This window comes from Bacillus cereus group sp. N24 (assembly GCF_016483345.1).
In the GTDB taxonomy this organism is placed as follows: Bacteria; Bacillota; Bacilli; order Bacillales; family Bacillaceae_G; genus Bacillus_A; species Bacillus_A toyonensis.
This window is the reverse complement of the sequence record NZ_JAEHCA010000001.1, coordinates 158,396-172,062: the sequence shown is the minus strand read 5'-3', so window position 1 is coordinate 172,062 and position 13,667 is coordinate 158,396. Positions and strand designations below refer to the sequence as shown.

Genomic DNA, 13,667 nt, shown 5'->3' with positions numbered 1-13,667 from the left:
TCAAAGAGGTGGTTTCATTGGAAAAAGTAAATATAAGAAAAAGAGACAAGTTAAAAAAGTTTTTTAGGGAACAAAATTATTTAGCAGTGTTACTTGGATTTGCATTATTGTTCATTAACATATTATTGCTAACAAAAATTTCTTTCGTTTTTACTCCGTTTATCGTCTTTTTAAAAACAATATTCTTCCCGGTATTATTAGCCGGAGTGCTATTTTATATCTTGCACCCATTCGTTTCACTTTTAGAAAAGAAAGGTGTTTCAAGAATCGTATCGATAGCCTCGATATATTTAATAGTACTAGGATTATTTGTGTTTTTAGTTGTAACGGTTATCCCTATTATTAAAGATCAAATTGATGCATTAATAGATAACTTACCGTATTTCGGTCATGAAATCGAACGAGCAGCACGTAGATTTGGGGAAAGTAATTTACTTGGTAAAATTCAGGAGAATTTAAATATTGATGTAGCGAATATAGTAAAAGACTATACAGTTGATTTTACAAAGTCATTATCATCAGTAACTGGAAATGTAACTGGATTTTTAAGTACACTTACAGAAGTTGTTTTAACATTTGTCATGGTTCCGTTTATATTGTTCTATCTATTAAAAGATGGTGAACAATTACCGAATCACTTTTTGAAGTTTATTTCAGAGCAAAGACAACCGGCAGCGATGAGAATACTAGATGATATGCATTATGCGATTAGTTCGTATATAAGAGGGCAAATTATCGTTAGCTTGTTTATCGGTATCATGCTATTAATTGGCTATCTTATTATTGGTATTAAATATGCGGTATTACTTGCTATTTTAGCGATGATTGTAAATATCGTTCCGTACGTAGGTCCAGTTATTGCAATAACTCCAGCGTTAATTATCGCATTTATTGACTCGCCAGGAATGGTTTTAAAGGTAATTATCGTTATGATGGTTGTGCAATTAGCAGAAGGTAAGTTTATCTCCCCGCAAGTAATGGGGAAAAAGCTAGATATCCATCCGATTACAATAATCTTTATCATTTTAACTGCTGGTAATTTATTCGGTATTATGGGGATAGTTTTAGCAATTCCAGGATATGCGATATTAAAAGTGTTAGTTACACATGGTTATAGATTTGTAAAATTGAATACGTAAAAAAAGAGCTAAAACAGAGAAAACTGTTTTAGCTCTTTTTTATTAATAATTGATTTGCGTATTGGCGTGCCCATTGATCAGCTTCTAATATAGCATCGAGTGAAGGATCTTTTACGTTATGATGAGCTTCAACTGTATTGTAAATTGTTTTTTCGATATCAAAAAATGCAATTTCATTTTTAAGAAATAGTGCATTTGCAATTTCGTTCGCTGCATTTAATACGGCTGGAGTTGTACCGCCAATTTTGCCACATTCAAATGCGTATTGTAGACAGGGGAACTTCTCTAAATTTGGTTTTTCAAAATGCAAACTACCAATTTCTAATAAATTTAATTTTTCATAGGATGAAGGTAGTCGAGTAGGGTAGTGAAACGCATATTGAATCGGCATTCTCATATCAGGAGCACCGAGCTGTGCCATGACTGATCCATCAATAAATTCCACTAAGGAGTGAATGATACTTTCTTTATGAATCATAACATCAATTTTTTCATAAGGAATATTGAACAGCCATTTAGCTTCCATCACTTCAAACCCTTTATTCATTAACGTGGCAGAATCTATCGTTAGTTTTGCTCCCATTAACCAGTTTGGGTGTTTTAAAGCATCTTTCGCTTGTAATGTTTTCATTTCTTCACGTGTTTTATCACGAAAAGCGCCGCCAGAAACTGTGACAATTAACTTCTCAATCTCTTTATTATTTTCTCCGTTTAAACATTGGAAAATAGCTGAATGCTCACTATCGACTGGAATTAGGCGGCATCCGTTTTGTTTCGCTAGTTCCGTTACGATATGACCAGCGGCAACTAGAGTTTCTTTGTTAGCGATGGCGATATCTTTCTTCGCCTTTAATGCTTCAATTGTTGGGAGTAAACCTGAAACACCGACAACTGAACTTAATACAAGATTTGTATCAGGATGGGTAGATACTTCATTTAAACCATCAGTTCCATATGTAATTTTTGTATTTGTTGAAATACGAGAACGTAATGTGTCCGCTAATTCTTTTGTCGCTACGCTTACAATACGAGGCTGAAACGATTCAATTTGTTTTTCGAGAAGATCGATATTATAATTTGCGGTTAAACCGACGATTTTAAAATGTTCAGGATGAGCGGAAACGACATCTAATGCAGATGTGCCAATGGATCCTGTTGAACCTAAAATGGATATATATTTTACCATGAAAAAACCTCCAAAGTTGTTTCGATTACTTCTGCAAACCTATATATTATTAGACAATTAAGGTGGAAATTCCTGCTATATAAAACAGAAAATTAGGGTTTAATTGGAAAGGGAATGTGATAAACTGTAAAAAACGAAAAAGCAATGAAAGAGAAGAGTACATGTTCAAAACTTTTCAGAGAGCTGATATGTGGTGGGAATCAGTAAGGGATGAATATGGAATGGGCTCTGGAGCTTCTAACTGAAATGAGTAGGTAAAGACGGTTACTTCACGTTATCGAAGTATGAAGTGAGCTAATGATAGCTAATAAAGGTGGTACCGCGGGAGTCTCTCGTCCTTTTTAAGGATGAGAGACTCTTTTTGTTTTTTATTTTGAGAAAGGAGGAGTTAGTATGAGCGAAAAAATAATGTTAACAGGAATTAAACCAACGGGTTATCCGCATTTAGGAAATTATATTGGTGCAATTAAACCTGCATTGCAAATGTCAAAAAATAATGAAGGAAAAGCATTGTACTTTATAGCTGATTATCATGCGTTAAATGCAGTGCATGATCCAGAGAAGTTCAGTAGTTATACAAAAGAGGTAGCAGCTACATGGTTATCACTCGGACTTGGAGAAGATGTTATTTTCTATCGACAAACAGAAGTGCCAGAGATTTTGGAATTAGCTTGGATATTAGCTTGTCTAACTCCGAAAGGGCTTATGAATCGTGCCCATGCATATAAAGCGAAGGTAGAGCAAAATAAAGAAGCGGGATTAGAAATTGATGCAGGTGTGAATATGGGGTTATATACGTACCCTATTTTAATGGCGGCTGATATATTATTATTTCAAGCTACTCATGTACCTGTTGGAAAAGATCAAATTCAGCATATTGAAATTGCTCGTGATATTGCGACGTATTTTAATCATACATTTGGCATGACATTTACGCTTCCAGAGTATGTAGTGCAAGAAGAAGGGGCAATTTTACCTGGTCTTGATGGAAGAAAAATGAGTAAAAGTTATGGGAATGTTATCCCGTTATTTGCAGAGCGAGAAAAACTACGAAAGCTTATTTTAAAAATAAAAACAGATTCTTCACTTCCAAATGAACCGAAAGAACTAGAAACGTTATTTACAATCTATAAAGAATTTGCGACAAAAGATGAAATTCAGTCAATGCGTGAAAAATATGAAACTGGAATCGGATGGGGCGATGTAAAAAAAGAGTTATTTCGCGTTGTAGATCGTGAGTTAGCAGGACCTCGGGAAAAATACGCAACGTATATGAATGAACCGCATTTATTATATGAAGCGTTAGACAAAGGTGCTGAGAGGGCAGGGGCTATTGCGAAGGTGAATTTGGTGGGAATTAAAAAACGGATTGGATTTGAGAGGGAACGTTAAGCGTTCCCTTGTTTTTTTAGATAATCTGTCATGATTGTCTCAATAACAGGAGGAAGATTACTAGGTAACTCATCAAGTGAAAAGAAGCGCAGTTCTTTCGATTCCGTTTGATCGCATACAAGTTCACCATGGAATTCTCGGCAAATATAAACAACGAGTACACCGTGTACTTGATCGCCGTTTGGATAGATTTGAAAAAAATCTGGTCCTGAGTATGTACGGAACAGTTCTGGATTTTTAATGATAAGCCCAGTTTCTTCAAATACTTCTCGTTTTAAAGCATCTTCTAACGTCTCGTTATATTCTAAGGCACCACCAATAATACCCCAGCGGTTAAAGTCTGTTCGAAGCTGTAGTAATACTTCATTTTTCTCATTTAATATAATGGCGTGTGAGCCTATTAATATAAGTGGATGATTTCCTACTAGATTTCTTACGTCTTCAATATAACCCATAATTTTTCTCCTTGTATTTAATAATAGTTTGGAAGTTCTTTTAACATTTTTTCTGTTTTACGTGCTGTATAGGCTAAGTTATGATCATCTTTTGTTCTAAAAAATAATGTACGTAAAAAGGTTTTAATGTTGGCACATAAAATACAATACTCATTAAGCGAAAGGCGTTTTCTAATTTGAGGAAGCCTTTTTATTTTTTTATAAATAATTGAAATTAACTCATCTTGCTGGAAGTCATGATACAGCATGGATATTAATGGCGTAACAATACGCTCATCTTCGTTATTATGAAAAATATCAGATGGAATGAAGATTTTATTTAATAAACAATGAATGAGCTCTTCATACCACTCAAAAGTCGTATGTGAATTATGAACAATTTCAGTAAAAGCATCAGATACGTGGGCGATACAATGAGCCCATCCTTTATTTTCGATATATCCTCGAAAGTCCATTTCTAAGTTTGTATATGTAATGAGTTTATTTTTTATCTCTTCAATATCCTCTTCTGTAAAAAAGTAGTGAGAGTTAGCGAATTGAAGTATTAACGCAATTAAAGAAACAGTGTAAGAACGTGTGAAAACCCCATCTGTATGTGGGGAGTAAATGTCACAATATAAATACTCATCACTTAAACATGTTTGCAACAGTAATTTCAGCTGATCGTCCATAAGGAATTCATGATGAATGAAATGCGCAAAACATTTATATATAAGTTGGTAACGAACGTAACTATTAGTCGTTCCGATGTACTGAAGCATGTTCAAAGTTAACTCATTTACATTTATATGATGCAGTTGCGTATAGTCATTTTGTTGTATAAGCTCTAACTGTTGTTGCAATGCTGTAATATCCAATGGAGAACCTCCTCCGCACTTTAAAGATGCGATCTTTTCTAGTATTCTATATATTCAAGGACAATCCTGCTCATGCAAGGAGAACCATTAGAAATTCGAGTATGACATAGATGAGGGAAGAATATGACGACAATAGAACAGTTAGAAAAACATTTTAAAATAAGAAGAAGTGCTTCTTCTATCATGATAAAAGAAAATAATGCAGAGGCTTTTACAGAAGAGCAATTAAAAGAGATCATGCAATATTGCGTTGCTGAGGCTGAAAAAGAGGGGGTAGAAAAATTACATTTTGAGGTTTCTTCAAAAAGTCCAAATTATGATGTGTATAAGAAATGTTTCGAAACGTATTCATTTGAATATGTTACTGAAAACATGATTGTATTTAAAGATATATATGAAGTAGAAGATGTAGAAAGTGAAATTGATTTTAAGCTGATTGAAGAAGTAGGAGAGGATACTTTTTATTCTTTTTGGAACGAAATGACGGAAGAACAAGTCGACCATAATCAATTTGTACATATGATGGAACAAGAAATTGGTGAGCAATGGAAAGAACATTGTTTAACAGCGGTTGCAAGTGAAGGGCCAATTGGAATTGTAATCCCGCATATTGAGAAAGGTACGTTAGAAGAAGGGAAACTTATGTATTTCGTAATGGCTCCAAATATGCGAAATATAGGGTACGAAGCAGCATTCTTTACAGGTGCAATGTTTGTCTTAAAGGAAATAGGTGCATCTTATTATATTGGCGAGACAAATGTACAAAATGAGTGGATGAAGGATGTTTTTGGGAAGAATGGATGTCAGCTACTTAGTTCTACTGAGCGATATGTGAGGAAGTTTTAGGAGGATGAATGATGTACTCTCTCGAACTCATTTCGAGGCAATCCGTGTACAAATTATGAACAAGTAAAAGAACTTTTTGCCTGTTTGTAAGATAAAAAGAAAAATGAGAACGACAAAGTAGATATTCCTATAATACAATAGAGAAAGATTCGATTATAAGAGAAAGCGTTGGTGAAAGAATGGAGCAGCAAGAAAATTGGCTACAAGCAACTGTAGAACGAAATGAAGATAATATGTTACATATAAAGTGGGAAAATAATATAGAAGAAGTACGCATTTATTGGAGTACTTCACCAGATTATATTGAAGAAAATGGAGAATTACTTGTAACTGTAAACGGGGAATCATCATGCACTATTGAAAACCCGAGTGAAAATGAACGCCCATATTTTAGACTAGTGGGAAGTAATGGACAAGCAGTGACAGTAGCTGAGCGTAGATTGCCACTACAAGGAGCGTTTAACTTCCGTGATATGGGAGGATATGAAACGACAGAAGACCGTAAAGTAAAATGGGGCAAATTGTACCGTTCTGAAGAATTAGCGGGACTAACAGAGTGGGATATTGCGTATTTACAGAAATCCGGATTAAAGTTAATCTGTGATTATCGTACAGACTTTGAAGTGAAGCATAAGCCAAATCCAGAGATTACAGGTGCTCGTCAAGTATGCTTACCAGTTATGCAAGACTTGGCGAAAGACTTAAATATAAATGAGTTTTTCCAAGTTAGTGACCTTTCTATGTTAGGGAAACCAGGCGAATATCTTGTGAAAATGAACCAAGATTTCGTAAGTGGTAACGAGGCGTTCGTGAGCTTCTTACAACTTGCACAAAATCCGGAAAACTTACCATTAGTAAACCACTGTACAGCTGGAAAAGACCGTACTGGGTTTGGATCCGCATTATTACTACTTCTATTAGGTGTGCCAGAAAAAACAGTAATGGAAGATTATTTACTAAGTAACGGTTTCCGTGAAAAATTAAATGAAAAAATGATGGCCTTTTTAGGTGCAAAACTACAAAACGATGAGAGTAGAGCAATATTAGGTGCAATGTTTGAAGCACGCGCCGAATATTTACAAGCTGCGATTGATGGAATCCATAAGCAATACGGATCAGTTGAAGCATACGCTGAAAAAGCTCTTGGCTTTACGAAAGAGTCGTTAGAGGAAATGAAAGTATTATTGTTAGAAGAAAAATAAGAAGAAGGGAGGCTGATTTGGATTAGCCTCCTTTTCTTATTGTTGCTATAATTTTGTTTATGAGGATGTTGTGCGCCGAGGAGAAAATGGATGAAAAGAACTTACGAATCGGGGGATAAAATGATCCGTACACGTTTAAAAGCAGAGGAGTTAAGGGGAAGTTTAACAACAATATTAAGTCAAGAATATAAGGAATTAGCTGTGCAGGATTTAAAGGTGATTGGAACGGGAGTGCAAAATATTGTTTTTCGCGGAGATTCAGGAAAGGGACCTTTAGCATTTCGAGTGCCGTGGGAAAGAGAAGTAGAAAATATAAATGAAGATTTATTTAATAGTCGGATTTCGTTGCAAAAGGAAGCAGAGCTTTCTAAGTATTGTCATTCAAAAAGTATTCCAGTACCAAGTATACACGGATTGCATCTTTCTACCGAACTTGATTTTTTAATATCGGATTATGTGGCTACGGATCATATGCCAATTTCGGCATACGAAATAGGGAAGTTAGTCAGCAAGCTTCATAGTATGCCAATTGAAGGTTTACATTACGAGCAGAATATTAAAGAGCCAATTAGTAAGTATATAGCGGAACGCATTGTGAAACGAGTAGAAGGTTTAAATACAATTACGAATTGTGGTATTAAACTTCCAGATGCACAAACAATTGAACATATTCTTAGTACAGCTAATCATGTAAAGTGTTTATTACATATGGACATTCGACCAGCCAATTTAATTGGGTATAATGGAGAAGTTAAAGCAATAGTTGATTGGGATAACGCTTTAATTGGTCACCCATTATTGGAGCTTATGAGAATAGCTGAAACAAATGAGGTTAGTTGGGATGAATTTAAAGATGGATATAAGAATGATAGTATCTTTAATGCTACCCCTCATATTGTTAATTTATTTTATAGACTAGATACAGCGGTCATGCTAGCAAACTTATTTATAGCACATTTGAAAATAAAGGATAAAGGTGTATTCTATAAAGAGCGAGTCAAAGCACTTTATAATGAAATATATAAAAGTTTATAATTAAGCTATGAAAATGAAGTTTTGAAAATAGGAGTTGAGGAAAACATCATGAAATACAAAGTTATATTATTCGACGTAGACGATACATTATTAGATTTCCCTGAAACGGAAAGAAACGCATTACATAACGCGTTTGTACAGTTCGGTATGCCTACAGGGTATAATGATTATCTTGCAAGTTATAAAGAGATTAGTAATGGGTTATGGAGAGATTTAGAGAATAAAATGATTACGCTAAGTGAATTAGCGGTAGATCGATTTAGACAATTATTTGCACTTCATCATATAGAAGTAGATGCGCAGCAATTTAGTGATGTATACCTTGAAAACTTAGGGAAAGAAGTACACCTTATAGAAGGTGCAGTACAATTATGTGAGAATCTACAAGATTGCAAGTTAGGTATCATTACGAATGGATACACAAAAGTGCAACAATCGAGAATTGGAAATTCGCCTTTACGTAACTTCTTTGAACATATTATTATTTCTGAAGAAGTGGGGCATCAAAAACCAGCACGTGAGATTTTTGATTATGCGTTTGAAAAGTTTGGGATTAGGGATAAATCAAGTGTACTAATGGTTGGAGATTCGCTAACTTCTGATATGAAAGGCGGAGAAGATTACGGCATTGATACGTGTTGGTATAATCCGAGTTTGAAAGAAAATATGACGGGTGTTAAGCCGACTTATGAAGTGGAGAGTCTGCTACAAACTTTAGAAATTGTGGAAGTGGCGGAAGAAAAGGTAGCTTCATTTTAATTGTGCTGATGTTTGTCGAAAAATCGATATATTGAAAAAATCGTTGATATATTGTAAGTTGTGATAGATATATTTGAAAAATCGTTGATATATTGTAAGTTGTGATAGATATATTTGAAAAATCGTTGATATATTGTAAGTTGCGATAGATATATTGAAAAAATCGTTGATATAAGTTCATATACTAAGATATAGAACAAAAAATAGCGCTACTATACAAGGTCATTCACGTGTTATAATGCGTGAATTAAATATACGTATATAAATAGTTTCTCAGAGTAATGCGATGTCATGTATGATTAGTGTAACAAATAGAGGTGAATAAAGGATGTTAACGTTTTTATTTGAGTTAGACAAAAGTCTCCCGCAGAAGGATGAGCCACGGTATGTTGCTTATTCAAAGGGCTTTATCGAAGGAGATGTAACGATTTGCGCGAGTGAAAGAGTACTTTTTCAAAAGTCATGCATGAAGGTTGCAGAGCTTGGCATTTATTTAGGACAGTGGTTGGAACAAGTTCAATACGGGCAGAACGTACATATGAATTATGAAACGGCTGACCGTGATGAGATAATTCTTGGTTTTTCCTATGAAGAGGACAATCAGTGGAGAATTTATTCCAGTTGGCAACAATTTGAACTTCAGGAACGTATATCTACTACAGCATTAATAGAGAGCGTTGGGCGTTATATAAATGAGTTAAATAAGGAACTGCGTGCGATAGAATATCCTGTGACGTTTGATCAGTACTTAAGAGGAGAGCGAATGATGCAGCTTTCTTACAAACGACCGTGTGATAGTAAAGCGGATACGATATCAATAGAAGTTTATAATGAAAGCAAACAAGTAGGCGTAGTACGGGGCTACTATAAAAATACGTTGATGAGAGTACTAGACTTCATTCCAAAAATCGGTAGTAATATCATTTATGAAATAAAGGATAGTAAGGACACTATTCGCGTCATTGCAAAGGATGTAAGTAGGCAGCGCCAAAGAAGGATTTTAGTAACGTACAAAGATAATAATGATGCAGAGCATGAAATACTTGTATGTGACGGAAAGTTATTAGACGCAAATTTCTTATTTACCTTTACATATAAGAGAGAAGAATATGTTGTTCACAAAACTTCAATTGGGCTTGGAAAGTTATTACGAAAGGGCTATGTAATCGCAGATTGGAATATTCGTCTTGAGGAAGATATGTATTACATCGAGATGAATGTGTATGATGATGATTATATAGAGGATCAATACTTACTGTTAGGCGTATTTCATGCAGTTTTATATGGATGATCAATGAGAAATACCGTCATTCTTTTTGGAAAGAATGACGGTATTTTTTTATGTAATTCTAGTGATTTTGTGTGCTTAATTAATCCTCAAAAATAAAAATTTCATCAATCTTACTATGAAGTGCTCTCGCTATATCGTGAGCAAGTTGTAAGGAAGGATTGTACTTTCCTTTTTCTAGATGGATAATTGTTTCACGGCGTACACCAACGCTCTTTGCTAAATCTTCTTGTGTCATATTCGATTTGGCGCGGTATTCTTTTATTTTCGTTACGAACGCCATGGTACATCTTCCATTTCATCAACTGGTTTATCGTAAAAGAACATAGAGAAACCGAACGTAAGAATAAGTGTAGCGAAAATAACAGCAATATCAATCTCTTGTAAAGTAGGGTTTGGAAATAGCATTTCAATAAACATAATGATAGCGGTAGTTAGTAATGTAACGATAAATGCATTGCGGCACGATTTATTGACAATTTGTTCAAACAGTTCATCGTGTTGAACCGTTCTATACGATGTGAAGAAGGAGAAGAAACAGAACATAGTAAACAATCCTTTTTCATAAAAAAATCCGAGAAAACCGAAGAAACCGAGAAATCCTAAATATTTAATCCAAGTTGCTTTCATAAATATATCCTCCTTATCATGTTATAAATAAATCACATTATGTTATAAATATATCACATATAGAAATGTATGGTAATAATAGTTTTCCAATTCTTTTCATAATAATAGTAAAAAGAGGAAATATACTGCGTAATGAAGAGGATAATATTGTAAAATGATTGTAAGGAGGGGGAGGAAGGAATGCTAAATTGGATCATGATTGTTGTATTACTTGTAGTGATTACTGTAATTGCGACGGTGTTAATCGGGAGAAATGGTGATGCGAATTATAGTAAAGCGACAAAAGGGAATATTAAACGTCTTACGATGATTTATATTATATTAGCCGTCGTTTTAATTGTTGGATTAGGGGTGTACATTTATTTTAAAGGTTAAATAAACTGAAAAATGTAAAAATCTTAAAATAGAAGTATGCTATAATATCAATATAGTTATTTGGTAATTAAGGAAAGGATTGGATGTAATGATTGAAATTACGAATGTGTCAAAAAGTTATAATGGGTCTACCTATGCAGTAAAAGATTTAAGTTTATCTGTGCCTAGCGGAGAAATCTTTGGGTTTTTAGGACCGAATGGTGCTGGTAAATCAACGACAATTAAGATGATTACTGGTATTCATGGGGTGGACAAAGGGACTATTACGATTAACGGCAAAAATATTATGGAAGAGGCGATGGAAGCGAAGAAGACGTTTGGTTATGTTCCAGATAGCCCAGATATGTTTTTACGATTAAAGGGAATTGAATATTTAAACTTTATGGCAGATATGTATGAAGTGCCGAAAGAAGTACGTCAAGAACGAATAGAGTCTTTAGCGAAGAAATTTGACCTTTATAATGCTTTATCTGATCAAATTCAAAGTTATTCACACGGTATGAGACAAAAGATCGTTATTATTGGTGTGCTCGTGCATGAGCCAGATGTATGGATTTTAGATGAACCGTTAACAGGGCTTGATCCGAAATCTGCCTATATTTTAAAAGAAATGATGAGAGAGCATGCGGATAAAGGGAAGATTGTATTTTTCTCTACACACGTATTAGAAGTAGCGGAAAAAATATGTGACCGGGTTGCTATTATTAATAAGGGGAATTTGCAGTTTAAAGGAAATTTAAATGAAATGAGAGATCATTTTAAATCCAATGAATCACTTGAAAAAATGTTCTTGGAGATGACGGGCAATGAGTAAAATTTGGACGTTAACAAAAGTATTATTGAAATTAAATTATGCAGATTTCATAACAGATAAGAAGAAGCGATGGGCATATGTATTTTCATTTGCAGCTATTTTATTTGTTGGCTTTTTAATATTTGGTTCGATGACGCACGGAATGTATGAAGGTATGAAACAATTAGGGCAAGACCCAGGAATGATTATCGCAATGGGACTTGCGATTGCGAGTATATGGGTATTTTTAATGAGTATTACGAACATTTTAACTGTATTTTACTACAGCAATGATATTGAAATGTTACTGCCGTTACCATTAAAACCAGCGCAAATTATTTCGGCAAAATTTTTAACGGTATTAATTACACAATACGTAATGAGTTCATTCATTTTATTACCAATCTTCATTACGTACGGTTTAAAAAGTGGCGCATTTATTACATATTACATATATATGATTTTTATTTACTTACTCTTCCCGATCGTGCCGTTAGTATTAGCTTCGTTACTGATGACAGTAATCATGAGGTATACAAATATAGCAAAAAATAAAGATCGAGGAAATATATTTATTGGAATCGTAAGTATACTATTTATTGTAGGAATTAACGTATTTATGCAGTGGAGAAATAAAAGTGCGTTTTCTGGAGACGGGGCTGCGGAATATCTTGTAAATAATCAATCTTCTCTTATAGTACAAATGACAAATTATTTTCCAACTACATATTTTGGAGCAGTGGCATTAGTAGAAAGTGCAAATTGGAAGGGACCTTTATATGTAATGATCTTTGCCCTTATTTCATTTGTCTTCTTTGTGTTGTTTTATTACATTGCAGAGCGTACATATTTAAAAGGGGTTATTGGACTTTCAACGAGTACAGCAAAAAAAGAGGTCATTTCAGCAGAAGGTTTACAGAAATCAACCGTACAAAGTTCACATTTGAAAGCGTATGTGAAAAAAGAATTTAAAACGTTATTCCGTACACCACAATTTTTCTTAAATTGTATCGTACAAACTTTCGTTATGCCGATTATGTTGTTCTTTATTTTATTTGTACAAGATGGGAATTTAAAGTTTATTACAGAGTATATTAACAACCCAGAGACAACGGGGTTTGCAATCGGTGTTGGTCTTTGTGCATCGTTATTTTTGATGGGTAGTAACGTCATTGCAACGACGTCATTTTCACGTGATGGAAGCTCATGGTTTGTGAATCGATATTTACCAGTAAAAGCTTCGGATATCTTTTTTGCGAAAGCGATCACTGCTTGGTTAATTAATGTGATTATTTTAGCAGTATTTGGTATTACGATGGCAGTTGTAGCTGGAATTTCTCCAGTCTTCATGATACTGTGGTTTTTACTAAGTGCGAACGGGTTGTTATTAATTAATTTAATTGGAACACGCTGGGACGCACAAACTGCAGATATTCATTGGGATACAGAGCAGAAATTATTTAAAAGTCGATATACAACTTTGTGGAATTTTTTAGCTAATATTTTAATAGCTTTAATTATTGTAGCCGGAGTAAGTGTATTATACTTCTTCCTTCAAGTCGGACTTTGGGTTATGTTTATCGTTTTATTTGCAATGTTTACGATTGTAAATTATATCTTTATTAAAATTTTAAAATTAGGTGCAGAACGTATATTGTCAAATATTAATTAAGAAGGTAGATCCTCTGTATTCGTACAGGGGATTTATCC

General features: G+C 34.2%; 15 protein-coding genes and 1 other annotated feature. Of the genes, 10 read left to right on the top strand and 5 right to left on the bottom strand.

Annotation, left to right across the window (positions count from 1 at the left end):
- Positions 1-17 precede the first annotated feature (17 nt).
- Positions 18-1,139, top strand: a complete 1,122-nt coding sequence (locus JDS95_RS00820) for an AI-2E family transporter (RefSeq protein ID WP_000416922.1) — start codon at positions 18-20, stop codon at positions 1,137-1,139.
- 28 nt (positions 1,140-1,167) lie between these two features.
- Here JDS95_RS00820 and JDS95_RS00815 read toward each other — a convergent pair whose 3' ends face one another.
- Positions 1,168-2,325, bottom strand: a complete 1,158-nt coding sequence (locus JDS95_RS00815; RefSeq protein ID WP_199690154.1) for a 1-deoxy-D-xylulose-5-phosphate reductoisomerase — start codon at positions 2,323-2,325, stop codon at positions 1,168-1,170.
- Between the two features lie 135 nt (positions 2,326-2,460).
- Positions 2,461-2,668 (top strand) — a binding site (T-box leader).
- Between the two features lie 50 nt (positions 2,669-2,718).
- Here JDS95_RS00815 and JDS95_RS00810 point away from each other — a divergent pair.
- Entirely contained in the window at positions 2,719-3,717 is a 999-nt protein-coding gene (locus JDS95_RS00810; protein WP_199690153.1) for a tryptophan--tRNA ligase, read from the top strand.
- Here JDS95_RS00810 and JDS95_RS00805 read toward each other — a convergent pair.
- Together JDS95_RS00805 and JDS95_RS00800 are read right to left on the bottom strand one after the other, a co-directional pair.
- Positions 3,714-4,172 carry an NUDIX hydrolase gene (locus JDS95_RS00805; protein WP_000540496.1) on the bottom strand — a complete coding sequence of 153 codons (459 nt, stop codon included), beginning with the start codon at positions 4,170-4,172 and terminating at the stop codon, positions 3,714-3,716. The genes JDS95_RS00810 and JDS95_RS00805 overlap by 4 nt on opposite strands.
- A 17-nt stretch (positions 4,173-4,189) precedes the next feature.
- On the bottom strand, positions 4,190-5,029 hold the full coding sequence (locus JDS95_RS00800) for a DUF2785 domain-containing protein (protein ID WP_000355438.1): 840 nt from the start codon (positions 5,027-5,029) through the stop codon (positions 4,190-4,192).
- A 123-nt stretch (positions 5,030-5,152) separates the two neighbouring features.
- On the opposite strand from JDS95_RS00800, the gene JDS95_RS00795 reads away from it, so the two are divergent.
- The 5 genes from JDS95_RS00795 (at position 5,153) to JDS95_RS00775 (ending at position 10,162) form a co-directional block, all read left to right on the top strand.
- Positions 5,153-5,875 (top strand): GNAT family N-acetyltransferase, encoded by a 723-nt coding sequence (locus JDS95_RS00795; RefSeq protein ID WP_199690152.1) that lies wholly within the window; start codon positions 5,153-5,155, stop codon positions 5,873-5,875.
- Between the two features lie 179 nt (positions 5,876-6,054).
- On the top strand, positions 6,055-7,077 hold the full coding sequence (locus tag JDS95_RS00790; protein ID WP_199690151.1) for a tyrosine-protein phosphatase: 1,023 nt from the start codon (positions 6,055-6,057) through the stop codon (positions 7,075-7,077).
- 90 nt (positions 7,078-7,167) lie between these two features.
- Complete coding sequence (locus tag JDS95_RS00785) at positions 7,168-8,112, top strand: phosphotransferase family protein (RefSeq protein ID WP_199690150.1); 945 nt, start codon at positions 7,168-7,170, stop codon at positions 8,110-8,112.
- Positions 8,113-8,160: 48 nt separating this feature from the next.
- A complete protein-coding gene (locus JDS95_RS00780) occupies positions 8,161-8,871 on the top strand; it encodes a YjjG family noncanonical pyrimidine nucleotidase (protein ID WP_199690148.1) in 711 nt (236 codons plus the stop codon).
- A 328-nt stretch (positions 8,872-9,199) separates the two neighbouring features.
- Positions 9,200-10,162 carry a tubby C-terminal domain-like protein gene (locus JDS95_RS00775; RefSeq protein ID WP_199690146.1) on the top strand — a complete coding sequence of 321 codons (963 nt, stop codon included), beginning with the start codon at positions 9,200-9,202 and terminating at the stop codon, positions 10,160-10,162.
- 79 nt (positions 10,163-10,241) lie between these two features.
- Here JDS95_RS00775 and JDS95_RS00770 read toward each other — a convergent pair whose 3' ends face one another.
- On the bottom strand, positions 10,242-10,442 hold the full coding sequence (locus JDS95_RS00770) for a helix-turn-helix transcriptional regulator (RefSeq protein ID WP_144467297.1): 201 nt from the start codon (positions 10,440-10,442) through the stop codon (positions 10,242-10,244).
- The gene (locus JDS95_RS00765) at positions 10,430-10,789 is read right to left on the bottom strand and encodes a DUF3796 domain-containing protein (protein ID WP_199690144.1); all 360 of its coding nucleotides are present in this window, start codon (positions 10,787-10,789) and stop codon (positions 10,430-10,432) included. The genes JDS95_RS00770 and JDS95_RS00765 overlap by 13 nt, the downstream gene beginning before the upstream one ends.
- A 180-nt stretch (positions 10,790-10,969) precedes the next feature.
- Between JDS95_RS00765 and JDS95_RS00760 the strand changes: the two genes are divergently transcribed.
- The 3 genes from JDS95_RS00760 (at position 10,970) to JDS95_RS00750 (ending at position 13,629) form a co-directional block, all read left to right on the top strand.
- On the top strand, positions 10,970-11,164 hold the full coding sequence (locus tag JDS95_RS00760) for a hypothetical protein (protein ID WP_000935860.1): 195 nt from the start codon (positions 10,970-10,972) through the stop codon (positions 11,162-11,164).
- 88 nt (positions 11,165-11,252) lie between these two features.
- On the top strand, positions 11,253-11,978 hold the full coding sequence (locus JDS95_RS00755; protein ID WP_000570202.1) for an ABC transporter ATP-binding protein: 726 nt from the start codon (positions 11,253-11,255) through the stop codon (positions 11,976-11,978).
- A complete protein-coding gene (locus JDS95_RS00750) occupies positions 11,971-13,629 on the top strand; it encodes a putative ABC transporter permease subunit (protein ID WP_000036866.1) in 1,659 nt (552 codons plus the stop codon). The genes JDS95_RS00755 and JDS95_RS00750 overlap by 8 nt, the downstream gene beginning before the upstream one ends.
- Positions 13,630-13,667: the final 38 nt, after the last annotated feature.

What these genes read in the sequence shown, in the direction of transcription:
- JDS95_RS00760 (WP_000935860.1), top strand. Translation starts at nt 10,970, where the DNA reads ATGCTAAATTGGATCATGATTGTTGTATTACTTGTAGTGATTACTGTA.
- JDS95_RS00770 (WP_144467297.1), bottom strand. Translation starts at nt 10,442, where the DNA reads ATGGCGTTCGTAACGAAAATAAAAGAATACCGCGCCAAATCGAATATG.
- JDS95_RS00795 (WP_199690152.1), top strand. Translation starts at nt 5,153, where the DNA reads ATGACGACAATAGAACAGTTAGAAAAACATTTTAAAATAAGAAGAAGT.
- JDS95_RS00765 (WP_199690144.1), bottom strand. Translation starts at nt 10,789, where the DNA reads ATGAAAGCAACTTGGATTAAATATTTAGGATTTCTCGGTTTCTTCGGT.
- JDS95_RS00805 (WP_000540496.1), bottom strand. Translation starts at nt 4,172, where the DNA reads ATGGGTTATATTGAAGACGTAAGAAATCTAGTAGGAAATCATCCACTT.
- JDS95_RS00780 (WP_199690148.1), top strand. Translation starts at nt 8,161, where the DNA reads ATGAAATACAAAGTTATATTATTCGACGTAGACGATACATTATTAGAT.
- JDS95_RS00755 (WP_000570202.1), top strand. Translation starts at nt 11,253, where the DNA reads ATGATTGAAATTACGAATGTGTCAAAAAGTTATAATGGGTCTACCTAT.
- JDS95_RS00810 (WP_199690153.1), top strand. Translation starts at nt 2,719, where the DNA reads ATGAGCGAAAAAATAATGTTAACAGGAATTAAACCAACGGGTTATCCG.
- JDS95_RS00785 (WP_199690150.1), top strand. Translation starts at nt 7,168, where the DNA reads ATGAAAAGAACTTACGAATCGGGGGATAAAATGATCCGTACACGTTTA.
- JDS95_RS00790 (WP_199690151.1), top strand. Translation starts at nt 6,055, where the DNA reads ATGGAGCAGCAAGAAAATTGGCTACAAGCAACTGTAGAACGAAATGAA.
- JDS95_RS00815 (WP_199690154.1), bottom strand. Translation starts at nt 2,325, where the DNA reads ATGGTAAAATATATATCCATTTTAGGTTCAACAGGATCCATTGGCACA.
- JDS95_RS00775 (WP_199690146.1), top strand. Translation starts at nt 9,200, where the DNA reads ATGTTAACGTTTTTATTTGAGTTAGACAAAAGTCTCCCGCAGAAGGAT.
- JDS95_RS00750 (WP_000036866.1), top strand. Translation starts at nt 11,971, where the DNA reads ATGAGTAAAATTTGGACGTTAACAAAAGTATTATTGAAATTAAATTAT.